This is a genomic window from Stenotrophomonas sp. STEN063 (assembly GCF_056854515.1).
The window spans coordinates 1-24,642 of record NZ_JBXFWF010000002.1 but is presented as its reverse complement, the minus strand read 5'-3'; the positions used below and the strand labels follow the sequence as shown (position 1 = coordinate 24,642).

Genomic DNA, 24,642 nt, shown 5'->3' with positions numbered 1-24,642 from the left:
GCTGAATGCCGCCCTTTCGTTCAGTGCTTGGGTGGCGGTGGCGCCAGCACGGTGCGGTCGCCGTTGTGTTCCGGCGCGGTAACCACACCGGCCGCCTCCATCGCCTCGATCAGGCGCGCGGCACGGTTGTAGCCGATCTTCAGGCGACGCTGCACACCGGAAATGGACGCGCGGCGGGTTTCGGTCACGATGCGCAGGGCTTCGTCGTACAGCGGGTCGGATTCATCGCCACCATTGCTACTGCTCTCCGGCAGACCGTTGGCGCCGACCACCACGCCATCGCCCATGGTCTGCACTTCGTCCAGCACGCCCTCGATGTAATCGGTGGGGCCACTGGCCTTCAGGTGCTCGACCACGCGGTGCACTTCTTCGTCGGAGACGAAGGCGCCGTGCACGCGGTCCGGCATGGCGGTGCCCGGCGGCAGGTACAGCATGTCGCCGTTGCCCAGCAGCGCTTCCGCGCCGGACTGGTCGAGGATGGTGCGCGAGTCGATCTTGGAGCTGACCTGGAAGGCGATGCGGGTCGGGATATTGGCCTTGATCAGACCGGTGATCACGTCCACCGACGGGCGCTGCGTGGCCAGGATCAGATGGATGCCGGCAGCACGTGCCTTCTGCGCCAGGCGTGCGATCAGCTCTTCGACCTTCTTGCCGACGATCATCATCATGTCGGCGAATTCGTCGATGAAGATGACGATGAAGGGCAGCGGTTCGAGCGGACGCGGCGCCTCGCCCATCTCCGGGTTGGGCTTGAACAGCGGGTCCATCATCGGCTGGCCAGCGTCGATGGCGTCCTTCACCTTCTTGTTGAAGCCGGCCAGGTTACGCACGCCGACCGCGCTCATCAGCTTGTAGCGGCGCTCCATTTCGGCCACGCACCAACGCAGGCCGTTACCGGCCTCCTTCATGTCGGTGACCACCGGCGCCAGAAGGTGCGGAATGCCCTGGTAGACGCTGAGCTCCAGCATCTTCGGGTCGATCATCAGCATGCGCAGGTCTTTCGGGCTGGCCTTGTACAGCAGGCTCAGCACCATCGCGTTGACCGCAACGGACTTGCCCGAGCCGGTGGTACCGGCCACCAGAAGGTGCGGCATGCGCGCCAGGTCGGCCACGCTGGGGCGGCCGGCGATGTCCTTGCCCAACGCCAGGGTCAGCACGCTGGCCGATTTGTCGTATTCCTTGGAGCGCAGCAGCTCGGACAGGAAGATCATCTCACGGGTGACGTTGGGGATTTCCAGGCCGATCACCGACTTGCCCGGAATCACGTCAACCACACGCACCGACTTGACCGACAAGCCGCGCGCGATGTCCTTGTCCAGCGAACTGATCTGGCTGACCTTGATGCCCGGCGCCGGTTCGATTTCGAAACGGGTGATCACCGGGCCCGGATAGGCGCCAACGACCTGCGCATCGATGCGGAAGTCCTTGAGTTTGAACTCGATCTGCCGCGACAGGGTTTCCAGCGTCTGCTCGTCGTAGCCCTTGGCCTGCGGCTTGGGGTCGTCGAGCAGGGCCAGTGGCGGAATGTCCGAGCCGTCGCCATTGACGCCCTGGAACATCGGAATCTGCGTCTCGCGTTTGGCGCGGTCACTCTTCTCGATCACCGGTGCCGGGCGCGGCTCGATCTTCACCGGCTCGCGCTTGGCGCGCACCTCGGCGTCCACCTTGCGCACTTCCTCGCGCTCCTCGCGCAGCACGCGGGTCTGCTGCCACTCGCTGGCCTGCTCTTTCTTCTTGTTGAGCAGCGGACCGAGCGCCAGCACCCACTTGCCGATCTTCTCCATCACCGCGAACCACGACAGCCCGGTGGCCAGGGTGATCGAGGTCAGCAACAGCACCAGCAGGAACAGATTGCTGCCCACCGGGCCAAAGCCCGTCTGCAGGGACTTGCCGACCAGCACGCCCAGGCCGCCGCCTGCGCGGGCAACATCACCCGGCGGCAGACGCAGGTACAGGAAACCGGTGGCACCAATGAGGAAACCGACAATGCCGACCAGACGCAGCGCCGGGCCCAGATCATCCTGGCCGCGCTCGTCGGTCTTCTTCAGGCCGAACATGGCGATCCATGCGACCGCCGCCAGCATCAGCGGAATCAGGTAGGCCACATAGCCAAACAACTGGCGCAGCACATCGGCAATCCATGCGCCGACCTTGCCGCCCATGTTGTGCACGGGCGCAACCACCGAGCCCGACTGTGACCAGCCCGGATCGGTAGGCGAGTATGTGAATAGACTGGCGAGCAGATACAGCAGCGCCGGCGCGATCGCGATCAACGCCAGATCACGCCACAGCTTTTGACGACGCGGATTGTCTGCTGCAGCCGCCGACTTGCGCGCTTCAGCGGCAGCCTTGGGGCTCTTGTCGCGTTCCGGGACCTGTTTCGCCACCTTTGACCAGACCTTAAAAATGCACGGTTAGTGATTGATATTAAACGACAGATCGTCGGGTTTCACCCAATTACAGCGCAGTGCGGTACGGCTGACAGACAGAAAACGTCAAAAAGCCGCCAGACGGAGGCGGCGGCAATGCGGGAAACCGCGGAGTTGTATCCAACGGGCCGCGCAGTTCCATTCACGTGCCTTGATTCACCGGGGTCAGACCGCCACTCTATTGGCTTGCCCGGACAGTTGCGGAATGCCGCGTTCGGGCCACCAATCCTGACTTTCGCGAGTATACATGAGCACTTCCAGCCTCCCGACCAAGCACTCCCGCCTGTTGATCCTCGGCTCCGGCCCCGCCGGCTGGACCTCTGCGGTCTATGGCGCACGCGCAAACCTGAAGCCGCTGGTCGTTACCGGCCTGCAGCAGGGTGGCCAGCTGATGACCACCACCGAGGTCGACAACTGGCCGGGCGATGCGCATGGCCTGATGGGTCCGGACCTGATGGCGCGCATGCAGGCGCATGCCGAGCGCTTCGAAACCGAAGTGGTGTTCGACCACATCCATACCGCCGACCTGTCCAAGCGCCCGTTCACCCTGACCGGTGACAACGCCCAGTACACCGCCGATGCGCTGATCATCGCCACCGGCGCCACTGCCAAATACCTGGGCATTCCGTCCGAGGAAGCCTTCAAGGGCCGCGGCGTGTCTGCCTGCGCCACCTGTGACGGCTTCTTCTACCGCGACCAGGACGTAGTCGTGGTCGGCGGCGGCAACACTGCCGTTGAGGAAGCCCTGTACCTGTCCAACATCGCCCGCAAGGTCTATCTGGTCCACCGCCGCGACACCTTGAAGGCGGAAAAGATCATGCAGGACAAGCTGTTCGCCAAGGTCGCCGCCGGCAAGATCGAAACCGTGTGGCACCACCAGGTCGACGAAGTGCTGGGCAATGACGCTGGCGTCACCGGCGTGCGCGTCAAGTCCACTCTGGACGGCAGCACCCGCGATATCGAAGCCCACGGCTTCTTCGTCGCCATCGGCCACCAGCCCAACACTGAGCTGTTCACCGGCCAGCTGGCAATGAACAACGGCTACCTGGAAATCCGTTCCGGCCTGGGCGGCAACGCCACCATGACCTCGGTCGAAGGCGTCTTCGCCGCCGGCGACGTTGCCGACCAGCACTACCGCCAGGCCATCACCTCGGCCGGCTTCGGCTGCATGGCCGCACTGGACGCCGAGCGCTTCCTGGACGAAAAGGGCGCCTGAGCGCCCCACCCGGCCAGCCCGCCATGGACAAGCTGATGATCAAGCAGCTGCTGTTCCATGGCAGCTGGCTGGTTTTTCCTGTCATCGCCTGGCTGCTGTGGCGCTGGCGCAAACGGCAGCACCGCGCAGCCATCGTGGTGCTGCTGCTCGGCTCCAGCGTGTTCGTCTGGGCACGCTTCATCGAGCCGCAGATGATCGTGACCAGGCACACCACGCTGGTAGGTACTGGTACCGCTACACGTATCGCGCTGGTCAGCGACATCCACCTGGGCGTCTACAAGGATCGGCGCTTCCTTGAGCGGTTGGTGAAGCGCATCAACGATCAGGATGTCCACGCGGTGGCGATCGCCGGCGACCTGACCTACGAGCCACAAGGCCTGTCGCTGCAGGAGCTGTTCGCGCCGCTGGCGGACCTACGCGCGCCCGCGTTTGTGGTACTCGGCAACCACGACCAGCAAAAACCTGGCCCCGACATCGACAAACCCTTGCGTGCCGCTCTCGCCGCGCACGGCATGAACGTCATTGAAGGACGTTTGCTCAGGGACGCTGATGGTGTGGATTGGGCGGGCCTCGGAGACCGCTGGGCAGGGCGGGATGACGCGCGCTTCCTGCTCGGAGGCGAAGCACTGCTTGGACCCACGATCATTCTTGCCCATAACCCCGACAGCGCCATGCAGGTGTGCGCCGGCAATGTGGCCGTGGTGCTCGCCGGGCATACGCATGGCGGGCAGATCCGCATCCCCTGGCTGTACCGCAAGGTCATTCCGAGCGCTTATGGCTTCGATCGCGGTGAGCAGGTCATGCAGGGCGCCTGCGGTCCGATACGTGTTTTCACCACCAGCGGTAGCGGAGAGATCGGCCTGCCATTGCGCCTGTTCAACCCACCCGTCATCGATGTACTGACGTTGGAACCATGAACCTGCCTTTGCAACTTCGCGTCCTGCCCAGCCTTGCAGCGTTGCGCGCCGCGCAGTGGGATGGCCTGCATGACGGCAGCAACCCCTTCATCAGCCACGCCTTTCTCAGTGGACTGGAGCAGCATGGCTGCCTGCGCCCGGAATGGGGCTGGCAGGCCCAGCACCTGAGCCTGTGGCGCGACGACGAACTAGTCGCCGCCGCACCGGGTTACCTGAAGCAGAATTCGCACGGCGAATTCGTTTTCGATCATGCCTGGGCCAACGCGTATGCACGCCATGGTCTGGAGTACTTCCCGAAGTGGCTGTGCGGCGTGCCCTATTCGCCGGTCACCGGGCCGCGCTTGCTGGCCCGTTACGACGCTGATCGGCAGGCATTGATCGAGGCCGTCGTGCGCCATGTGCAGGACAACGACTTGTCGTCCGCACATATCAATTTCCATCTCGCCGATGAAGACCCACTGTTCGGCGCGCAATGGCTGCAGCGCGATGACGTGCAGTTCCAGTGGCGCCGCCAGCCGGACTGGAAGAACTTCGATGACTTCATCGGTGCGATGGATCACAAGCGGCGCAAGAACATCCGCCAGGAGCGCGCCAAGGTTGTCCGCGCCGGTATCAGCTTCGTCGTGCGCCACGGCGATGAGGCCAGCGCGGACGAGTTGCGCGCCATGCACGGCTTCTACCTGCAGACCTTTGCCGAGTACGGCAACGCGCCGGCGCTGACTTTGGCGTTCCTGCGCCACATGGCCGAGCAGATGCCGCGTCAGCTGGTGTTGTTCCTGGCGATCCAGGATGGCGAGCCGATTGCAGGCGCGCTGTGCCTGCGTGGCGCCGATACGCTGTACGGGCGCTACTGGGGCGGCGCCACCCTGCCCGGCCTGCACTTCGAGACCTGCTACTACCAAGGCATCGAGTACTGCCTACGCGAAGGCCTGCAGCGCTTCGAGCCCGGTGCGCAGGGCGAGCACAAACTGGCGCGCGGCTTTCTTCCGACACAGGTTCGCAGCCACCATTGGCTGGCCCATCCACAGTTCCGCGAGGCGGCACGCGACTGGTGCGGCCGCGAGCGCGAGGATGTCGCGACCTATGCCGCAGACCTGTTGCGCCATTCGCCCTTCAAGCAGGAAGATCCATCGCAATGAGCAACAAAGGTCCGTTCCTGCTGGACAGCGCCAGCGATGCGCCGTTCCCGCCCGCCGAGCTGGCCTTGCAGGAACCCGATGGCCTGCTCGCCGTCGGCGGCGACCTGAGCCCGGTGCGGTTGCTCAACGCCTATGCTGGCGGCATCTTCCCGTGGTTCTCCGAGGGCCAGCCGCTGCTGTGGTGGTCGCCGGACCCTCGCATGGTGTTCCGTACCGATCAGGTCCACCTGTCCTCGCGCTTCCGGCGCGGGTTGCGCAGCAGTACTTGGAAAATCCGCGCTGATACCGCGTTTTCCGAGGTCATGCAGGCATGCGCCTTGGCGCCGCGCCCCGGCCAGGATGGCACCTGGATCACCGCCGACATGCACCAGGCCTATGTCGCCCTGCACCAGCTCGGCTATGCGCATTCGGTGGAGGTGTTTGATGGCGAAGCGTTGGTTGGCGGCATCTATGGCGTCGCCATCGGCCAGATGTTCTTCGGCGAAAGCATGTTCAGCGGCCGCAGTGGCGGCTCGAAAGTGGCGCTCGCAGCCCTGGCCGGCACCCTGGCCGAGTGGGGCTGGCCATTGATGGATGCACAGGTGGAGAACCCGCACCTGCTGCGGATGGGTGCGGAGCACCTGCCCCGCGCAGTGTTTCTGGACAGCGTGCGCCAGCTGGTCCAGCAACCCAGCGATGCAGGCAGCTGGACGCGCAGATTTGGCGAGCTGGCGGCCTCGTCATTGGCCTGAATGCTGGCGCTTAACGCAAACTTTGCATCCCGGCCCGCGACAGCGTAAAATGCCCGCCCTTAGGCCCATTGGCCGTCCGCAGAACCGCACAGGACTACATGTCGAAAGACGACTCCATTGAGTTCGAAGGCACCGTCAGCGAGACGTTGCCGAACACCACGTTCCGTGTTCGCTTGGAAAATGGGCATGAAATCATCGCCCACATCTCCGGCCGCATGCGCAAGAACTACATCCGCATCCTGACCGGTGACCGCGTCAAGGTTGAGATGACGCCGTACGACCTGACCAAGGGCCGTATCACCTACCGCATGAAGTAATGCGGTAAGTCGAGCGTGAGCAGAAAGCCAGCCTTAGCGCTGGCTTTTTCGCGTGGCCAGGATTCCATGTAGTGCCGAGCCATGCTCGGCAGAGGCGTTACCAGCAATGCCCACCGTAGTGCCGAGCCATGCTCGGCAGGGGCGTTACCAGCAATGCCCCCCGTAGTAACGAGCCATGCTCGGCAGGAGCGCTACCGGTAATGCCCCATGCCGAGCATGGCTCGGCACTACAGAGGCAACGAAGCCCCCCAACCCTCTCCTGCGCCTGCGGCACAAGGGAGGGACCAGAGCAAAAGAAAACCCCCGCATCGTTGGATGCGGGGGTTTGTTTGCGCCGACACAATCCTGGCTTCGCGGCTTACGCCGCTCCCACAGGAGCTGGCTTACACCGTTGCCGGCAACAGATGCTCCGGCTCGGACTCGGTTTCCACGATCAGCTCGCCGTCGCGGACATCGATGCTGACCTTGCCGCCGTTCAACAACTTGCCGAACAGCAGTTCGTCGGCCAGGGGGCGCTTCACCTTGTCCTGGATCACGCGGTACATCGGACGCGCGCCCATGTCGGCGTCGAAGCCGTGATGGGCCAGCCATTCGCGGGCAGCCGGGGTGGCCGACAACGAAACATGCTTGTCCTGCAGCAACATTTCCAGTTCGATCAGGAACTTGTCCACGACCCGCAGGATGTGCTCGAAGCCCAGCGGCTGGAACTGCACCACGGCATCGAGGCGGTTACGGAACTCCGGGGTGAAGCTCTTGCGGATCACTTCCATCGCATCGGTTGCATGGTTCTGCTTGGTGAAGCCGATCGAGCGACGCGCTGCCTGGGTGGCGCCAGCATTGGTGGTCATCACCAGAACCACATTCTTGAAGTTCGCTTCGCGACCATTGGTGTCGGTAAGCACGCCACGATCCATGACCTGCAACAGGATATTGAAGATGTCCGGATGCGCCTTCTCCACCTCGTCCAGCAGCAGCACGCAGTGCGGCGTCTTGACGATTTTCTCGGTCAGCAGGCCACCCTGGTCGAAGCCGACGTAGCCCGGAGGCGCACCGATCAGGCGGCTGACCGAATGCGGCTCCATGTACTCGGACATGTCAAAGCGCACCAGCTCGATACCCAGCTGCAACGCCAGCTGACGGGTCACCTCGGTCTTGCCAACGCCGGTGGGGCCGGCGAACAGGAAGTTGCCGATCGGCTTGTCCGGACTGGCGAGGCCGGAACGTGACAGCTTGATCGCCGAAGCCAGCGACTCGATGCCCTGGTCCTGGCCAAAGATCACCATCTTCAGGTTGCGCTCCAGATGCTGCAGCACATCCTTGTCGGTCGCCGTGACCTGCTTGGCCGGAATCCGCGCCATCTTGGCGACGATCGCTTCGATTTCCTCGATGTCGATGCGTTCCTTGCGCTGGCCTTCCGGCAACAGGCGCTGGCGCGCACCGGCCTCGTCGATCACGTCGATGGCCTTGTCTGGCAACAGGCGATCCGCAATGTGCTTGACCGACAGGTCCACCGCCGCCTGCAATGCATCGTCGGCATAGGTCACACTGTGGTGCGCCTCGTATTTCGGTCGCAGGCCCTTGAGGATCTCGAAGGTCTCGCCGATGGTCGGCTCGACGATGTCGATCTTCTGGAAGCGCCGCGCCAGGGCACGATCCTTCTCGAAGATGCCACGGTATTCCTGGAACGTGGTCGAACCGATGCAGCGCAGCTCACCCGAAGCAAGCGCCGGCTTGATCAGGTTGGACGCATCCATGGTGCCACCCGACGCCGACCCGGCACCGATGATGGTGTGGATTTCGTCGATGAACAGCACCGAGTTGGGAATCTTCTTCAGCGCGGTGATCACGCCCTTCAGGCGCTTCTCGAAGTCGCCGCGGTACTTGGTGCCAGCCACCAGCGCGCCCAGATCCAGCGAATAGATCACCGCATCGGCGAGCACGTCCGGCACCTCACCATCGACGATGCGCTTGGCCAGGCCTTCGGCGATGGCGGTCTTGCCGACGCCGGCCTCGCCGACATACAACGGGTTGTTCTTGCGGCGGCGGCACAGCACCTGGATGGTGCGCTCGATCTCGTCGCGGCGCCCAACCAGCGGATCGATCCGCCCAGCCTTGGCCTGTTCGTTGAGATTGCTGGCGAACTCGGCCAGGGAATCGCCCTTGCCTTCCCCCTCACTGCCTTCGGTCCTGCCCTCACCTTCCAGCGGGGAAGACATTTCCGGGTCATCGCCACTCTTGCCCACGCCGTGGGACAGGTAATTGACCACATCCAGGCGGGTCACGTCCTGCTGGTTGAGGTAATAGACCGCGTGCGACTCCTTCTCGCCGAAGATGGCGACCAGCACATTGGCACCGGTGACCTCCTTCTTGCCGGAGGACTGTACGTGGTACACGGCCCGCTGCAGCACCCGCTGGAAGCCCAGGGTCGGCTGCGTATCCCGGCCGTCATCCTCGGCCAGCAACGAGACCGAGGCATTGATCGCCTTCTCCAGCTCGCGACCCAGGCGCTCCAGGTCCGCGCCGCAGGCTTTGAGAACCGCCTGCGCCGAAGCATTCTCCAACAACGCCAACAGTAGATGTTCAACCGTCATGTACTCATGACGGGCTTCTCGGGCGCGCTTGTAGCACTGACCAATGGTCTGCTCGAGGTCTTTACTGAACATAAGGCACTCCGGTTGCGGTTGGAGACAATATGCGGCCTGACGACGATTTTTCCAGCACCGTAATGACGAAGATGTAGACGCCGGGCCGGCAGGCACGGCAAATCGCCCGCCTCCGTGAATCCTGCATTCACTTTCGACGCAGGAACAGGGGCTTGGATCGGGATTGTGTGTCTCGCGCGAAACGGATCGTTCCGCCAGCCGAAACTCCTGCACCCGGGCATACCGGCAGTTCTACAGCCGGCAAGTGACCGCTGCGCCGCCGATGCGGATAACCATGCCGCATGGGCACAAAGCCGGGCGCAGGATCGGCGCCCGGAGCAGGCTCAGGCCCGCTCCATCGTGCACATCAGTGGGTGCTGGTTCATCCGCGAGAACTCATTGACCTGGGCAACCTTGGTCTCGGCGACTTCACGGGTATACACACCGCAGATGCCACGGCCGCGGGTATGGACGTGCAGCATCACCTGGGTGGCCTTGTCCATGTCCATCGAGAAAAAGCTCTGCAGGACGGTCACCACGAAGTCCATCGGGGTGTAATCGTCGTTCAGCAGCATCACCTGGTACTGCGGCGGGGGCGCAACCTCGGGCTTGCCGGGAGCTACCAGCAGGCCGTGTTCGCTGTCGTGTTGGGTCTTCTGGGACATCTGGCGATTATAGCCGTTCCAGTTGGCTGTCTTTTGACCATTGGACGTCTGCCCCCTCGCCCCCGCACAATTTACCGGCTAACCATCCATTCCTTGGGGAAAACATGAAGAAGTCCGTACTCAGCATCGCCCTGCTGACCTTGGCCACCGCCGCCGCTGGAACCGCTTTTGCCGGCGAACCGGACCGTGCGGTCGGTCGCCTGCTTGATACCCTCAAGTACAAGTACGAGGTAGACAGCGATGGTGACTACCAGCTGGTCTTTGAAATGGACGACGACCGTACCCAGCTGGTGTTCGTGCGCTCCAACGTCGAAACCTATGGCAGCCACCACGTGCGCGAAATCTGGTCGCCGGGCTACAAGTCCGAAGGTCCGCAGTTCCCGGCACTGGTCGCCAACCGCCTGCTGGAGGATTCCAACGACTCCAAGCTCGGCGGTTGGGTCAAGCAGGGCGAGGTGGCCATGTTCGTGGTCAAGATTGACGCCGATGCCAGCGCCGAGGTGATTTCCGATGCCATCGACGCCGCTGCCAAGAGCGCAGATGCGATCGAGCTGGAAATGACGTCCAAGGACGAGTACTGAGCGTGAATGCACTGCAGTCCCAGCGATGGGCGCCACATGTGACCGTGGCCACCGTGGTCTCCCGCGCAGGGCAACTGCTGCTGGTGGAAGAAGAAAAGAACGGCCGGCGGGTATTGAACCAGCCGGCCGGCCATCTCGAGCCAGGCGAGAGCCTGCTCGAGGCGGCCGTGCGTGAAACCCGCGAGGAGACCGGCTGGGACGTGCACCTGACCGGCTTCATCGGCAGTTATCAATGGACGGCCGTCGACGGCACGCCGTTCCTGCGCTTTGCCTTCTCCGCCGAACCGCTGCAGCACCACCCGCAGCAGGCGTTGGATACCGGCATCGTGCAGGCGCTGTGGATGAGCCCGGTAGCCCTGCAGGCCGATATGGCGCGGCTGCGCAGCCCGCTGGTCTGGCATACGATTTCCGACTGGCTGGCCGGGCAGCGCTACCCGCTTTCGATTGTGCGACAGGTGGCACCGTGAGCAATCCCAACATCGTGGTGGGCGTCTCCGGCGGCGTGGATTCGTCGGTGGCAGCACTTACCCTGGTCCAGCAAGGCCTGGATGTCGCCGGTCTGTTCATGCAGAACTGGGCCGACGATGGCAGCGGCCATTGCCGTGCCGAAGATGATCGCCGCGACGCCGTGGCGGTCTGCGGCCGGCTCGACATCCCGTTCCACTTCCGCGATTTCTCCAGCGAATACTGGCAGGGTGTGTTCGAGCATTTCCTGGCCGAATATGCGGCTGGCCGCACGCCCAACCCGGATGTGCTGTGCAACCGCGAGGTCAAGTTCAAGCACTTCCTGGACGCCGCGCGCGAGCTGGGCGCCGAGCGCATCGCCACCGGTCACTATGCCCAGGTCGACCACTCCGGCGGCCGCTGGCGCCTGCTGCGCGGCGCCGATCGCGGCAAGGACCAGAGCTATTTCCTGCACCAGCTGGGCCAGACCCAGCTGGCAGCCACCCTGTTCCCGATCGGGCACATGGAGAAGAGCGAGCTGCGCCGCATCGCCCGTGACGCCGGCCTGCCCACCCATGCCAAGAAGGATTCGACGGGTATCTGCTTCATCGGCGAACGCGATTTCCGCGAATTCCTTGGCCAGTACCTGCCAGCCCGCGAGGGCGAGATCCACGACCCCGACGGCCAGCTGATCGCCCGTCACCCCGGCGTGTTCTATTTCACCCTTGGCCAGCGCGAAGGCCTGAACATCGGCGGCGTGCGTGGGCGCCCGGCAGCACCATGGTTCGTGGTCGGCAAGGACGTGGCCCGCAACATCCTGTACGTCGACCAGGGCCATGACAGCCCCTGGTTGCAGTCCAACTGGCTGCGCAGCGAAACCATGCACTGGATTGCCGGTGCCCCACCCGCCCGTGAATTCGATTGCACCGCGCAGACCCGCTACCGCCAACCGGACGAAGCCTGCACCGTGAAGGTACGTGATGACGGTACGCTGGACGTGCATTTCGCACGCCCGCAACGCGCCGTCACCCCCGGCCAGTCGCTGGTGTTGTACGACGGCATGGAATGCCTGGGCGGCGCGGTGATCGCCGCCACCGATGCACCCCTGGAGCGCCGTTTGGCCGCCCCTGTTTCCCCTTGAGAGATGACCATGACCTTTTCCATCGATGACCGCGTACTTGCCCTGGCTGGCATTGCCCAGGCCTTGCAGCAGGTCCGCCGCATCGCAGAAACCGGCCATTCGGAGAGCGCCGTGGTGCGTACCGCAATGGACAGCGTAATGCGTATTGATGCCAGCTCGCCCGCTGCCGTGTATGGCAGTGCCAACCAGGTGGAACCCGGACTGCGCCTGCTGCGCGACTACTTCCGCAACCAGGGCAAGGACGACCTGCTGCCGCGGCTCGCGCTGTCGGTGATGCAGCTGGAACGTCGTTTCGTGCGCGAAGGCGCCACGGTCGACAAGGTGGAAGCCGGCATCGAGCGCGCCGCCGGCATTGCCCGCGAGCGCGGCGACAGCTGCCACCCGGACGTACTGAGCGCGATGGGCGCGCTGTATGCGGACACCATCAGCCAGCTCAAGCCGAAGATCATGGTGCAGGGCAACCCGCATTACCTGGGCCAGGCGATGGTGGTGTCGGAGATCCGGGCGCTGCTGCTGGCCGCGGTACGCTCGGCGGTGCTGTGGCGCCAGCTTGGCGGCGCTTACTGGGATTTCCTGTTCTCGCGCAAGTCCATGCTCGAAGCCATCGAGCGCCGTCTGCGCTGATTTTCAAGGCCCGCAATCGCATGGGTTGCGGGCCTGCATCGCAAAACCTCCCGGGATTCACCTCTGTGGGCTAAAGACACCCTGCCCACTGCCGATACTGCATTCGTGACTCTCCCGAGAACGTCCATGTATTCACGTATTGCAATCCGTTTGGCAGCCCCGCTTGTCCTCACCCTTCTGGTTGTGGTCGCTGCCGCCCTGTCCTGGCCCTCCGCGGCCCTGTGGGCGATCCTGACCACCATGGTGCTGAGCTGGCTGGTGTTTGCCTGGTGGAGCGTGCATTCGCAAAGCAAGCGCTCGCCTGAGCACGCCAAGGTGCTGAAAGAGCAGGACCAGCTGCTCAACGAACTGCGCAGCTTTGTCAGCAACGAAATCGATGGTTCGCGCAGCGAGATCGAGCGCGCCCGCGAGCTGATCCGGCAGGCCGTCGGCGGCTTGGGCGGCAGCTTCGATGCGATGAGCCGCAAGTCGCGCCAGCAGAGCCAGGCATTGGCCCGCATCGTTGACCGCGCCGGTGATGAAGGTGGCGGCGGTGTCGACGTGGCCCGCTTCGCCCAGAATGCCAGCCACCAGATGGAACAGCTGGTGGAAGCACTTGAGCAGGTCAGCGGCCAGAGCAGCAACACCGTGCAGCACATCGACCAGATGGCACAGCACCTGGATGGCATCTTCGCCCTGCTCGAAGACGTCAAGTCGATCGCCGACCAGACCAACCTGCTGGCCTTGAATGCCGCCATCGAAGCCGCGCGTGCCGGTGAAGCCGGTCGTGGCTTCGCCGTGGTGGCCGACGAGGTGCGCAACCTCTCCGAGCGCTCCACCACCTTCAACGAGCAGATCCGCAAGTTGGCCCACAGCTCCAAGGACGCGATTGCCAAGGTGCGTGAAACCGTCACCCACATGGCCTCACGCGACATGGACCGGTCCCGCGAAGCCCGCCACGAAGCGGCATCGATGCTGGACAGCGTTGCCGCCATCAACGCCTCGCTGGGTGATGGCATGCGCGAGATCTCCGAATGCGGCCGTGCCATCGACGGCAGCGTCGCCGAAGCCGTGCGCGCCCTGCAGTTCGAGGACATCGCCACCCAGGCCCTGGGCGGCGTGCACACCCATCTTGACCGTCTTGGCGCGATCAACCGCGAAGCCGTGGCGCTGCAGGAACTGCTGCACCGTAACGGCGGCGTCTTCGATGGCGAGATGGTCAGCGCACTGCAGCGCACCGGCAACCGCCTGCGCGAAATGCGCGTGGAATGGGAACGCCCGCCGCACAAGCCGGTGTCCCAGCAGAGCATGGGCGCTGGCACGGTAGAGTTGTTCTGATTTCGCACTGCTCCATCCCCGCACCCGAGCCCCGGCCCTTGGCCGGGGCTTTGCTGTTGCTGCAACCACGCTGATATATGCTGACACCCCGCTCCACCGCCAACAGCAACGCCGAGCCAGCATCGCAGGCTGATGACGCCATGCTTCCATCACCTATCGCCAACGGCACCCCGCTGAGTCGACGCGAACAACTCGCGCGGCTTGAACAGCATGCACGGCGGGAGCTGCTGGAACTGCGTGCACTGCGCGCTCAAGACACGCCCCCTGGTCAGACAGAAGAGACCGATTGGCTCACAAGCAGCATCGACTGGGACCTGTCCGTTCCCTGAGACACCGCCCCAACCGGTCAACATGCGTGCGCGCACAATGCCCTTTGGGAGCGGCGCAAGCCGCGAAACACACACATCATCGGCTCAAGGCCTGCCAGCATCGCCAGCTTCGCGGCTTACGCCGCTCCCACAGGTCGAAGAAACCCGGCTGCGGATCAGGCAGCCGGGCTTGTATTTGTTCTTGCCGTCGATCAGTGGGTTGCGCTGACTGTGGTGATCGCGCCCTGGCTCGGCGATTCAAGCAACTCGCCCGGACCGCTGCGCAACCACTGCACCATCTCGCGCGGTCGCAGTGGTCGCGAGAACAGATAGCCCTGCAGTTCATCGCAGCCCTGCTGGATCAGCATCGTTGCTTCGGCCGGGGTTTCCACGCCCTCCGCCACCACCAACATGCCCAGCGCATGACCCAGGTGCACGATGGCCTGGGTAACCTCGGCGGTGCCGACGTCGTGCAACATGCCCTGCACGAAGCTGCGGTCGATCTTCAGTCGCTGCACCGGGAAACGGTTCAGGTAATGCAGGTTGGAGAAACCGGTACCGAAATCATCCACCGCAAGCGGAATGCCGTGCTGTTCGAAGACATCAAAACACTGGCGCAGCGCATCGGTGTCGCGGATCAGCGCCGACTCGGTCAGCTCCAGCTCCAGCCGTTGTGGCGGCCAGCCGTACTGCTGGCAGATGCTGACAACGCGCTCGGCAAAGCCGCGATCACGCAGCTGCAACGCCGAGACGTTGACCGCGATGCGCTCGAACTTCAACCCGGCCTGCTGCCAGACCACGGCCTGCCGGCAGACTTCCTGCAGCACCCAGTCGCCGATATGGATGATCTCGCCGCATTTCTCGGCAATCGGGATGAACTCGGCGGGACTGCATGAGCCGATCCTGCCGCTGTTCCAGCGCAGCAGCGCTTCGATCGAGGGAATGGCGTCGCCATTGGCGTGCACCAGCGGTTGGTAGACCAGGCTGAACTCGTCGCGTTCGACCGCTCCATGCAATGCATGTTCGATCTCGACCCGGCGCTGGGTGCGAGCCAACGCATCCTGGCTGTAATACTGGTAGGTATTGCGACCGGCCTCCTTGGCCGCATGCATGGCCGCATCGGCCGCACGCAGCAGGCTGTCGAAGTCATTACGCCCTTCGTCCAGCAGCGCGATACCCACACTGGCGCCAACCTTCAAGGTGACATCCTCGCGGTAGAGCGGCTCGGCCAGCGAGGCAATCAGCTTGCGCGCCACATGACCGGCGTCATCAGGCTCAACCAGGTTGCGCAGGATCACGATGAACTCATCACCGTTGAAGCGAGCGAACAGGTCAGCGTTGCGCAGGTTCTGGTGCAGGCGCGCCGCCGCGGCCTTCAGCAACATGTCACCGGTGGCGTGACCGAAGGTATCGTTGATACTTTTGAAGCCGTCCAGGTCGATGAACAGCATCGCCAGGATGGCACCGCGTTCGCGCGCCTCGATGATCGCTTCCGAGCCCTGCTCACGCAGCAGCATGCGATTGGGCAGGCCGGTCAGCAGGTCGTAGTGGGCCAGCAGTTCCAGCCGTTCATCGGCCTCGCGTTCGCGGGTGATGTCGCGGAACAGCACGACGAATCGTTCGGGCAAGCCATCACGCTGGTCCAGTTCGATCAGCACCTGCACCCACACCCGCTGCCCGGACGGACGATAGAAGCACAGATCAAGCTGTTCCGGCAGCCCGCCTTCGGCGATGCGCAGCAACGCCGACTCGAAGTTGTCGCGCGAGTCCGGGATGTAAAGGTCCAATGCCTGGTCCAGGGTCATCGGCGCCTTGCGCAGGCCGTGGATGCGGTAGCACTCCTCGGTCCATTGCATCGCGCGAGTACTGACCTCGATCTCGCAGCCGCCGATACGGCCCAGCGCGGACACGCGGTTCAGCAATTCGGTGCGCCAGCGGATCAAGGCATCGGTACGGCGCTGATTGCTGATGTTCTGCACCTGCCCCAACACGCGGTGCAGGCTGCCGGCGGTATCGTAATCAAGCTCCACCCAGATGCGCAGCTGCTGCTGGGTCACCGGGTCGCGACCCCAGGTGATATCGAAGCTGCCACCTTTGGCCTCATCCAGCAGGCGCCGCCAGCTGCAGAACAGATGCGTACGGGCATCGCTGTTCAGATTGCGCAACCACTGCCGTCCGGTCGGTAGCGCGGCATCGCTCCAGCCAATGGCGGCGGCAAATTCCTCAGACCACTGCACGCGCTTGCGCTGCGGCTCCCATACCCAGCTGCCCATGCCAGCCACACGCTGGGCGCGGCGCAGCAGGGCCTGCTGCGAACGCAGCTCGTCCTCCAGCGACTTCTGTTGCTGGATATCGGTATACGTACCAACCATCCGCAACGGCTGACCATCCCCTGCGCGAGTAACTACCTGGCCGCGATCCAGCACCCAATGCCAGCTGCCGTCAGCCTGACGCAGGCGAAACTGGCAGGCAAAGGGCACCTGCGGGTCATGCAGGTGCGCGGCAATGGCCTGGCGCAGCTGCAGTTGGTCGTCCGGATGGACTTCGTCAAGCAGGCCGATGCCAGGTTGCGCCGCGTTGGCGACATGCGCCGGACTGGCGCGGGTGACCGCGTCGCTGACGATATCCCAGTCCCACAGACTGTGGCCTGCCGATTCCATCGCCATCGCCCAACGGGCATTGCGCGCCTCGGTATCGCTGGCCAGGGAGTACAAATACCCCAACGGCACCGCCGAGGGCGACTGGACCACGCTGAGCCAGCCGTCCAACCGCTCGCCGGCACCGGGCAGCGGGCAGGCCACTGCCTCGTGCCGGTCCAGCCGCTGCCGGATGCCGGCAAGTTGCGCGCAATAACGTGACAGGCGTTCGGGCAGGCCCAGCTCCCTGGCCATGCCATTGGCGGCCAATGGTTGCCCGTCCGTGTCCAGCAGCACGACGGCCGCATTCAACGGGTGACGAAGCAGGCTAGCTATGACGCCGCGATCCACGCGATCTATCTCCACGCCCGACAAACCGGGTACCCATTCGATAACGGCAGCAACTCGGCAGAATTGAGCACTTCGTCGTGCGCTATGTGCACAAGCCGTTAAACTGCGCCGACGCTTGTCCAAACCCCCGCTCACCATGCAAGCCGATCCGGCCACTTCCGCTCCACCCGTGCCCTTCGCACTCCTGCGGCGGCGTGTACGCATGCTTTGGCTGCTTGGTTTGGCCGTTTTTTTGACGGCCGGTGCGGCGGTATTGCTGGCAACGGATGCGAATTCATCGGGCTGGCGGAGCCAAAGTGTGACGGCCATCGCGATGGCGATCTGTGCGGCGCTCATGCTGCTCTGGTACCAGCTCCGGTCATGGATGCCGGCAGCGCACTTGCATGGCCGGCTGCCTGCCGAGTTCGAACAGCTGGGAGCGCTACTGCATGACGGCGTAGTGATTGCCGACGGCGATACCGTTCTTTATGCCAACCCAGCCGCACGCGGCATTCTGGGCATGGGCGCCGGTCGCAGCGATGGCGCCATCCAGTCGCTGACCAACCTCGGCAGGCATGGCCCGCGTTCAAGCAAGAGCGAGCTCCCGGTGCAGCTGTCACGGATGGGCGGCGAGCCTTTTCATGCCATGGTGACCACCCAGCAGCTGCACCATGATGGCAAAGCCTGCCAACTCTTTGTCATCCGCGATTTGAGTGAGCTGGAACATGGCCGGGTTGCCCTGGCCACCAGCAACGCCGAGCTGCAGGCCATGGCGGGCCGCTTGTTTTCGTTGCAGGAGGATGAGCGTCGCTCCATCTCACGTGATCTGCATGACGACATCGGCCAGGCCATCACCGCAATGAAACTGGCCGCCTGCGCAGCCCGCGATGAAGAAAACAAGCCGCGCCGTCAGGACGACATCGACCAGATCATCGAGCTGGCTGACAGCACGGTGATCAAGCTACGCAATCTGTCGATGCTGTTGCGACCGCCGCAGCTCGATGCGTTGGGCCTGGAGGCTGCGCTGCGCTGGCAGGCCGGGCTGCTGTTCCGCTCCACCGACGTTGAACTTCTGCTGGATGTGGATGCGCTGCCGCGTCGTCCCAGCAACGAGGTCGAGCAGGCCTGTTTCCGTATTGCCCAGGAAAGCCTTACCAACGCACTGCGTCACGCCAGCGCCAGCCAGGTATCGCTGTCGCTGCGCAACAGCGACACTGGCGACCTGCACCTGCAGGTCGTGGACGATGGCGAAGGCTTTGACCCCGCCGGCCCGCGCGGTCTAGGCATGATCGTGATGCGCGAACGCGCGCAGAGTGCCGGCGGCAGCCTGCAAATCGAGACCGCGCCGGGTGCAGGCACCCGTATTGATCTGCGTTTACCCTACGCAATGGACGCACAGTGACCCCCCAAGGACCCCGCCCGATGTGGAACAACAGCCCTCCTTCGCTCGGTGACCGCAACGACGCGCGCCCTGCACGGCTGGGTGCGGGCAATCCCGAGCTGGCCACCCTGGTGGACGCCGCCAACCGCACCGGCACGTCGTTGATGCTGCTGCACCTGGACATCGACCACTTCGCATCGGTCAACGAGAACATGAGTGCCGAGGTGGGTGATCAGGCCTTGATCCTGATCGCCGAGCGCCTGCGTGGCTTTCTGGGCGACCGCGGCAAGTTGTGGCGACACGGCAGCGACGAATTCCTGATCGCGGTGCCCCGCAGCAGCCAGACACCGACACCGGAGGCCTTCGCCGAGCAGATACGCCAGCAGATCGAGCTGCCATTGTCGGTGCTGCCTTACACCTTGTTCCTGACTGCCAAGATCGGGGTTGGCCTCTGCCCCGAGCATTCCAATACCGCGACCGGCGTGCTCGATCTGGCCGAAGACGCCCTGCACCAGGCCGGTCGCGAAGGCGGCAACGCGGTGCACGTGCACGTATTGCACAAGCCCAGCAGTGCGCACAGCGAGAGCATCATCTCGCGGCAGCTGGTGGACGCCATCGACAACGGTGAACTGCGGCTGCGCTACCAACCGCTGGTCAGCGCCCGCGATGGTCACGTCATGGGCATGGAGGCGCTGCTGCGCTGGCAGTCCCCTACGCTGGGCATGCTGGTGCCCGAACGCTTCATGCGTACCGCCGAGCGGCTCGGGATCATCGTGCAGATCGGCGCCTGGGTGCTGGAAACGACCCTGCGCCAAGCCAAGGTCTGGCGTGATCAGGGGTTCGAAGATTTCAACGTGGCGGTCAACGTATCGACCCTGCAGCTGCTGCGCCCGAACTTCTTCACCGAAGTGATGGCGATGTTGCAGTCCATCGGCGTGCCTGCACGCATGCTGACCCTCGAAATCAACGAAAGCGCGTTGACCAACAACGTCAACTTCGTCCACGAGACCCTGGCCAACCTGCGCAACGAAGGCATCAGCCTGTGCCTGGACAACTTTGGTACCGGTGATTCGAGCCTGAGCGCACTGGTCCGCTATCCCGTGGACAAGCTCAAGATCGACCGCAGCTTCATCAAGAGCGCACCTGCGGCAAACCGTGAGGCCGCGATCAGCCGCGCCATCATCGCCATGGGCCACCAGTTGGGCATGACGGTGATCGCCAACGGCGTGGAATCGCAGGCCCAGCTTGGCTTCCTGCGCCGCAATGACTGCGATGTGTTCCAGGGCTATCTGTTTGGCGAGCCGATGTCGGCCGACGCCGCCGGCATGACCTTGCGGCGCCGCTACCTGCGGCCGGAGGCATTCGCCGAAACCCGTCCTGACCGCACGTTGCTGCTGCTGGACGACGAAGAAAACGTGCTGCGCTCGCTGGTGCGCCTGTTCCGCCGCGATGGTTACCGGATCCTCGCCGCCGGCAATGTGCGTGACGCCTTCGACCTGCTGGCAATCAATGACGTGCAGGTGATCCTGTCCGACCAGCGCATGAGCGACATGAGCGGCACCGAGTTCCTTGGCCGGGTAAAGATGTTGTATCCGGACACGATCCGCCTGGTGCTCTCGGGCTATACCGATCTGAACACCGTCACCGACGCGATCAACCGCGGTGCGATCTACCGTTTCCTGACCAAACCATGGAACGACGACGAGCTGCGCGAGCACATCCGCCAGGCCTTCCGCACCCATGATGAAAAGCAGGGTGTGGGGGCGGCGTAGGTTTCAGCCAGTCCTTTCCCTGTTTTTTTGTGGGAGCGGCATAAGCCGCGAAGCTACTGACAACTCAGACCCACATGCATCCGGCGCAATTGCAGGATGCATCGATGAAAGGCCGCCTGCAGGACATCGGTGATTGCAGATATTGCAATGACCGACACGCCACCAGCTTCGCGGCTGACGCCGCTCCCACAATCCTGCAATTCCACAATCCTGCAGCCGCGCCCGCCGATTACTTCGGCTGGCGGATCGGCAGCACGATGCGGAAGCAGGAGCCCTCGCCTACCGTGCTGTCCAGGTCGATGCGGCCGTGATGCTTGTTGATGATGCCGTAGGAGATCGACAGGCCAAGCCCGGTACCGCTGCCGACCGGCTTGGTGGTGAAGAACGGGTCGAAGATGCGCTGTCGCAATTCCGGCGAAATACCTGCGCCGTCATCCTTGAACTCAACCCACACTTCATCACCATTGACGCCGGTGCTGACCACGATATTGCCGCGATCGGCAATCGCATGGCCGGCGTTGAGCAGCAGGTTCATATAGACCTGGTTGAGCTCCGATGGCAGGCATTCGATCATCGGCAGTTCGCCGTAGCGACGTTCCAGCGTGACCTTGTACTTGAGCTCGTTCCAGATGATGTTGATGGTCGATTCGAGGCCGGCATGCAGGTCGACCAGCTTCCACGACTCGTCGCGGCCGGAGTACGAGAAATCCTTGAGATCGCGCACGATGCGGGTCACCCGCTCGATACCTTCGCGTGATTCAGCCATCAGCTGCGGCAGGTCGCGACTGATGAAATCGATGTCCAGACGGTCGCGGATATCATCGATTTCCGGGATCAAGGCCTTCGGATCGGGCGCGCGCAACGCACGCTCATAGGCCTCGATCACCGTAAACAGGCTGCGCAGATACTCCTGCAGGCTGCCCAGGTTGGAGTGGACGTAGCCGATCGGATTGTTGATCTCGTGGGCGACGCCGGCAGCAAGCTGGCCAATGGAGGCCATCTTCTCCGACTGCAGCAGCTTTTCCTGGGTACCGTTCAAGCGAAGATAGGCCTGACGCAGCTCGGCATGCCGTTGCTGCAGCTCGCGCTCGTAGTCTTCCGGGCCGTCGATATGCTGGAACAGCGCCAGGAAGGCTTCGCCGGCCTCATCACTGTGATGGTGCAGATGCAGGGTGATGACCCGCTCGCCAACCGGCAGGCTGCCGACCCAGCTACCCGAAGCACGGGCCTGCGACAGCGCGAACGGCGGCAACAAGGCCTCAAGCTGGCGACCAAGATCGACACTGCCCGGGCCATCCACGCCAAACAATTCGCGCACCAGACCATTGGCGATGCTGACTTCAAATTTGCCGCTGAAGACCAGCATCCCATGCTGGACACGCTCGCCGAGGGCTCGCAATGTGGCCGCCGAGGGGATGGGCATGAGGGTGCTGCTGTCGATCTGGGTCACGGCGGCCGGTACAAGCTCAGGAACAGGCCGCCACTATAGCTGGATGTGCGTACTTGATCGCGGCGAGGGCGCCGCGTTTGGCAGCGATCAGGCCACGGCCAGCGGCCGCCGTGCATGTACGGTCTGGGCCTGCCCCTTGGCATCGTAAGAAGGCGCACTCTCGCTACGCCCAAGCTGACGCAGCGCCCAGTTGACCTCGCGGCGGCGGCGAGCCAGCAACATGCCGTTGGCATGGTTGCGCTCTGCCAGCTCCTTGAGCTTTTCGGCTTCATGCAGCGGGGGCTGCCGCTCCAGCTCGCGCAGGGCTTCCAGTTTGTTGCCCGTGGCGGCAACCAGGGCCGGCACATCGTGCTCGGCCAAGGCGCGCTGTTCGCGGTCCAGCGCTTCGCTCAGGCGCTGCAACGGGTCGCCCATGGACAGGTTCATCCCTGCAGCTGCTGGTCCAGGCCCAGCATGCGCGTGGCGATGGCGTCGGGATTGATCTTGTAGCTGCCGTTTTCCAGTGCCTCGCGCACGGCCTGCACACGGGCCTGGTCGATGGCGGGGGCGGCGCTCAGCTCACGCTGCACGGCCTGCAGCTGGGTCGCTTCGCCGGTCAGGCGCACGCTATCGGCTGCCTCCACCGGCTTGGGCTTGGCATCGCCTGCGGCGGCCACCTTGGTGTTGATGGCTACGCTGCGCAACTGCGCTGCGGCCTGTATACCACCGTCGATTTTCTGGCTCATGTGATGGAGTCCTGATTCGGTTCAAAAACGATAACGGCAACGCCGGCCAGTTCTTTAGCAATTTATCGGCTGACCAGCACGTCGCCAGCGGGCGTGGCGATACCCTGCATCACCCGGCGTGAAGACAGGTTCTCGACCGAGACCCGTTCGCCCTCGCCAGCGTCGCCCAAGGCCTTGCCTGCCATACGCACCTCCACCCCGCCGCGGCGGGACACCAGGGCGACATTATCGCCGCGGCGGACGGTACGAGGCGCAACCAGATCGGTCGCCGACAGCAGGCTGCCAGCGCTCAATGCACGCCGCGCCACCCGGCCCACGGCCGCCTCCGGATTCAACAGCACGGCGCCAGCCAGGCGTGCCGTGTCGCGCTTGACACTGCTTATGTCGGCCGCTGCCAGCGTTTCTCCAGCCGCCACGCCCCGGGCCAACACCAGTACCTGCTGCTCCCGGCGCACTTTCACCGGCACGAACAAGCGCCAACCGCCCGCCTGCGGACAGGCGACCTCAACCGTTGTGTTGGCGGTGACCTTGGCCTGCAGAGGCTGGCTGCAGGCCGGCAGGCGCAGGTTGGCATCGACATTGGCTTCACCGCTCTCCCCTGCCCCCAGCGTGGCCAGGGCTGCGGAACGGATCGACTCCACCGGCTGGAAAGCGGTGGCCCCGGCCAGTGATGGCAACAGCAGGCAGATAGAAAGGAGTAAGCGCATCAGCGGCGGCCACCGGCTCAGGAACAGTTCGCTGGATGTCGCTGCAAGCGCCGTGCCAATTGCCCGGCTGGCGAGCACTCAAGTTGTCGGCACCTGCAGCCGATACAGCACTCATGTCACAAGACCTGCTCAACCGAATTGACCAGCGGACCCGGCTGGCCGGCCACAACCGCCTTGCCCTGCTGCTGTTCCGCCTTGGCGGACGTCAGCTTTTTGGCGTGAATGTATTCAAGGTGCAGGAGGTGCTGCGCCGTCCGGCACTGTTCCAGGTGCCCGGCCTGCCGACCCAGTTTGCCGGCGTAGCCGACGTGCGTGGCCGCTCGGTGCCGGTGCTGGATCTTGGCCTTGCCATCGGCCATCCCGAGCGCGAACCCGAGGCTGACACCTCGCCAGGCTATCTGGTGGTGACCGAGTTCAACCGCTCGGTACAGGGCTTCCTGGTCAGCGGAGTCGAGCGCATCGTCAACATTGCGGTGGAAGATATTCACCCACCGCCGGAATTGGGCGCCGAATCGACGTATTTGACCGCAGTTACCCGCTTTCAGGGCGAACTGATCCAGGTGATCGACGTCGAGAGCGTGCTGGCCGATATTGCCCAGGTACGCAGCGAGGCCGTGCTCGACCCTTCGATGGCCCTGCCTGCCGATGCACCACAGATGCAGGTACTGGTCGTCGACGACTCGCGCGTGGCTCGCCAACAGATCCGCAGCGTGCTGGACCAGCTGGGGGTGAGTGCAACCCTGCTCTCCGACGGCAAGCAGGCGTTGGAGCATCTGCTGCAGATCCAGGCATCGGGCGAGAACCCGGCCGAACGCTATGCCATGGTGATCTCCGACATCGAGATGCCAGCGATGGATGGCTACACCCTGACGACGGAAATCCGCCGCCACCCGGGTTTGGCTGGTCTTTATGTGCTGTTGCACACGTCCCTGTCGGGCGTATTCAACAACGCGATGGTCGAGCGCGTAGGCGCCAACGCCTTCGTGGCCAAGTACAGCCCGCATGAGCTGGCTGATTTCGTGCTGCAGCGGCTGCGGCATGTGGCTGAGACCCAGTACGCGTACAGCTGAGCCATGGCTCCTGTAGTGGGGGGCCGGCGAGGGGGGGGGCGGAGCACCCGGGAGCCCCCCGCGCGCGGGCCGGGCGGGCGGTCCCATCAGCGGGCGGACC

At 64.0% G+C, this 24,642-nt stretch carries 20 protein-coding genes and 1 pseudogene; 13 read left to right on the top strand and 8 right to left on the bottom strand.

Annotated features, from left to right (window positions below; translation table 11 throughout):
- Positions 1-20: 20 nt before the first annotated feature.
- Complete coding sequence (locus AC1VWL_RS00950) at positions 21-2,387, bottom strand: DNA translocase FtsK (protein ID WP_482985414.1); 2,367 nt, start codon at positions 2,385-2,387, stop codon at positions 21-23.
- A 289-nt stretch (positions 2,388-2,676) separates the two neighbouring features.
- On the opposite strand from AC1VWL_RS00950, the gene trxB reads away from it, so the two are divergent.
- From trxB to infA, 5 genes are all read left to right on the top strand, one after another.
- Positions 2,677-3,645 (top strand): thioredoxin-disulfide reductase, encoded by a 969-nt coding sequence (gene trxB, locus AC1VWL_RS00945; RefSeq protein WP_303746396.1) that lies wholly within the window; start codon positions 2,677-2,679, stop codon positions 3,643-3,645.
- Between the two features lie 35 nt (positions 3,646-3,680).
- Positions 3,681-4,562 (top strand): metallophosphoesterase, encoded by an 882-nt coding sequence (locus AC1VWL_RS00940; protein ID WP_482985413.1) that lies wholly within the window; start codon positions 3,681-3,683, stop codon positions 4,560-4,562.
- A complete protein-coding gene (locus AC1VWL_RS00935; protein ID WP_482985412.1) occupies positions 4,559-5,701 on the top strand; it encodes a GNAT family N-acetyltransferase in 1,143 nt (380 codons plus the stop codon). Before AC1VWL_RS00940 ends, AC1VWL_RS00935 begins: the two co-directional genes overlap by 4 nt.
- Entirely contained in the window at positions 5,698-6,432 is a 735-nt protein-coding gene (gene aat, locus AC1VWL_RS00930; protein WP_482985411.1) for a leucyl/phenylalanyl-tRNA--protein transferase, read from the top strand. The genes AC1VWL_RS00935 and aat overlap by 4 nt, the downstream gene beginning before the upstream one ends.
- Positions 6,433-6,530: 98 nt before the next feature.
- Positions 6,531-6,749, top strand: a complete 219-nt coding sequence (infA, locus tag AC1VWL_RS00925) for a translation initiation factor IF-1 (protein ID WP_005409596.1) — start codon at positions 6,531-6,533, stop codon at positions 6,747-6,749.
- A 383-nt stretch (positions 6,750-7,132) separates the two neighbouring features.
- On the opposite strand, the gene clpA is transcribed toward infA, so the two are convergent.
- Both clpA and clpS read right to left on the bottom strand, forming a co-directional pair.
- On the bottom strand, positions 7,133-9,412 hold the full coding sequence (gene clpA / locus AC1VWL_RS00920; RefSeq protein ID WP_482985410.1) for an ATP-dependent Clp protease ATP-binding subunit ClpA: 2,280 nt from the start codon (positions 9,410-9,412) through the stop codon (positions 7,133-7,135).
- 323 nt (positions 9,413-9,735) lie between these two features.
- Positions 9,736-10,056, bottom strand: a complete 321-nt coding sequence (gene clpS, locus AC1VWL_RS00915; RefSeq protein ID WP_282272346.1) for an ATP-dependent Clp protease adapter ClpS — start codon at positions 10,054-10,056, stop codon at positions 9,736-9,738.
- A 104-nt stretch (positions 10,057-10,160) separates the two neighbouring features.
- Between clpS and AC1VWL_RS00910 the strand changes: the two genes are divergently transcribed.
- From AC1VWL_RS00910 to AC1VWL_RS00890, 5 genes are all read left to right on the top strand, one after another.
- Complete coding sequence (locus AC1VWL_RS00910) at positions 10,161-10,637, top strand: hypothetical protein (RefSeq protein ID WP_482985409.1); 477 nt, start codon at positions 10,161-10,163, stop codon at positions 10,635-10,637.
- A gap of 2 nt (positions 10,638-10,639) precedes the next feature.
- Complete coding sequence (locus tag AC1VWL_RS00905; RefSeq protein ID WP_482985408.1) at positions 10,640-11,104, top strand: NUDIX hydrolase; 465 nt, start codon at positions 10,640-10,642, stop codon at positions 11,102-11,104.
- A complete protein-coding gene (gene mnmA / locus AC1VWL_RS00900) occupies positions 11,101-12,222 on the top strand; it encodes a tRNA 2-thiouridine(34) synthase MnmA (protein WP_482985407.1) in 1,122 nt (373 codons plus the stop codon). The genes AC1VWL_RS00905 and mnmA overlap by 4 nt, the downstream gene beginning before the upstream one ends.
- 9 nt (positions 12,223-12,231) lie before the next feature.
- Entirely contained in the window at positions 12,232-12,846 is a 615-nt protein-coding gene (gene hflD / locus AC1VWL_RS00895; RefSeq protein WP_482985406.1) for a high frequency lysogenization protein HflD, read from the top strand.
- A gap of 126 nt (positions 12,847-12,972) precedes the next feature.
- Positions 12,973-14,163, top strand: coding sequence for a methyl-accepting chemotaxis protein (locus AC1VWL_RS00890; protein ID WP_482985405.1), 1,191 nt, complete (start codon positions 12,973-12,975; stop codon positions 14,161-14,163).
- Between the two features lie 520 nt (positions 14,164-14,683).
- On the opposite strand, the gene AC1VWL_RS00885 is transcribed toward AC1VWL_RS00890, so the two are convergent.
- Positions 14,684-17,458: a bifunctional diguanylate cyclase/phosphodiesterase gene (locus AC1VWL_RS00885; protein WP_482985485.1), complete on the bottom strand. Its 2,775-nt coding sequence runs from the start codon at positions 17,456-17,458 to the stop codon at positions 14,684-14,686.
- A gap of 400 nt (positions 17,459-17,858) precedes the next feature.
- Between AC1VWL_RS00885 and AC1VWL_RS00880 the strand changes: the two are divergent.
- Positions 17,859-18,839, top strand: a pseudogene (locus AC1VWL_RS00880) (sensor histidine kinase); the annotation flags it as partial.
- 20 nt (positions 18,840-18,859) lie between these two features.
- Positions 18,860-20,590, top strand: a complete 1,731-nt coding sequence (locus AC1VWL_RS00875; protein WP_481533982.1) for an EAL domain-containing protein — start codon at positions 18,860-18,862, stop codon at positions 20,588-20,590.
- A gap of 229 nt (positions 20,591-20,819) precedes the next feature.
- Here AC1VWL_RS00875 and AC1VWL_RS00870 read toward each other — a convergent pair whose 3' ends face one another.
- The 4 genes from AC1VWL_RS00870 to flgA all read right to left on the bottom strand — a co-directional run bounded on the left by AC1VWL_RS00870 (position 20,820) and on the right by flgA (position 23,472).
- Positions 20,820-22,013, bottom strand: coding sequence for an ATP-binding protein (locus AC1VWL_RS00870; protein ID WP_481533981.1), 1,194 nt, complete (start codon positions 22,011-22,013; stop codon positions 20,820-20,822).
- A gap of 114 nt (positions 22,014-22,127) precedes the next feature.
- Positions 22,128-22,460 carry a flagellar protein FlgN gene (locus AC1VWL_RS00865; protein WP_481534018.1) on the bottom strand — a complete coding sequence of 111 codons (333 nt, stop codon included), beginning with the start codon at positions 22,458-22,460 and terminating at the stop codon, positions 22,128-22,130.
- A gap of 2 nt (positions 22,461-22,462) precedes the next feature.
- A complete protein-coding gene (gene flgM, locus AC1VWL_RS00860) occupies positions 22,463-22,765 on the bottom strand; it encodes a flagellar biosynthesis anti-sigma factor FlgM (protein WP_282271889.1) in 303 nt (100 codons plus the stop codon).
- 62 nt (positions 22,766-22,827) lie between these two features.
- Positions 22,828-23,472 (bottom strand): flagellar basal body P-ring formation chaperone FlgA, encoded by a 645-nt coding sequence (gene flgA, locus AC1VWL_RS00855; RefSeq protein ID WP_481533980.1) that lies wholly within the window; start codon positions 23,470-23,472, stop codon positions 22,828-22,830.
- 113 nt (positions 23,473-23,585) lie between these two features.
- On the opposite strand from flgA, the gene AC1VWL_RS00850 reads away from it, so the two are divergent.
- Complete coding sequence (locus tag AC1VWL_RS00850) at positions 23,586-24,542, top strand: chemotaxis protein (protein ID WP_481533979.1); 957 nt, start codon at positions 23,586-23,588, stop codon at positions 24,540-24,542.
- Positions 24,543-24,642: the final 100 nt, after the last annotated feature.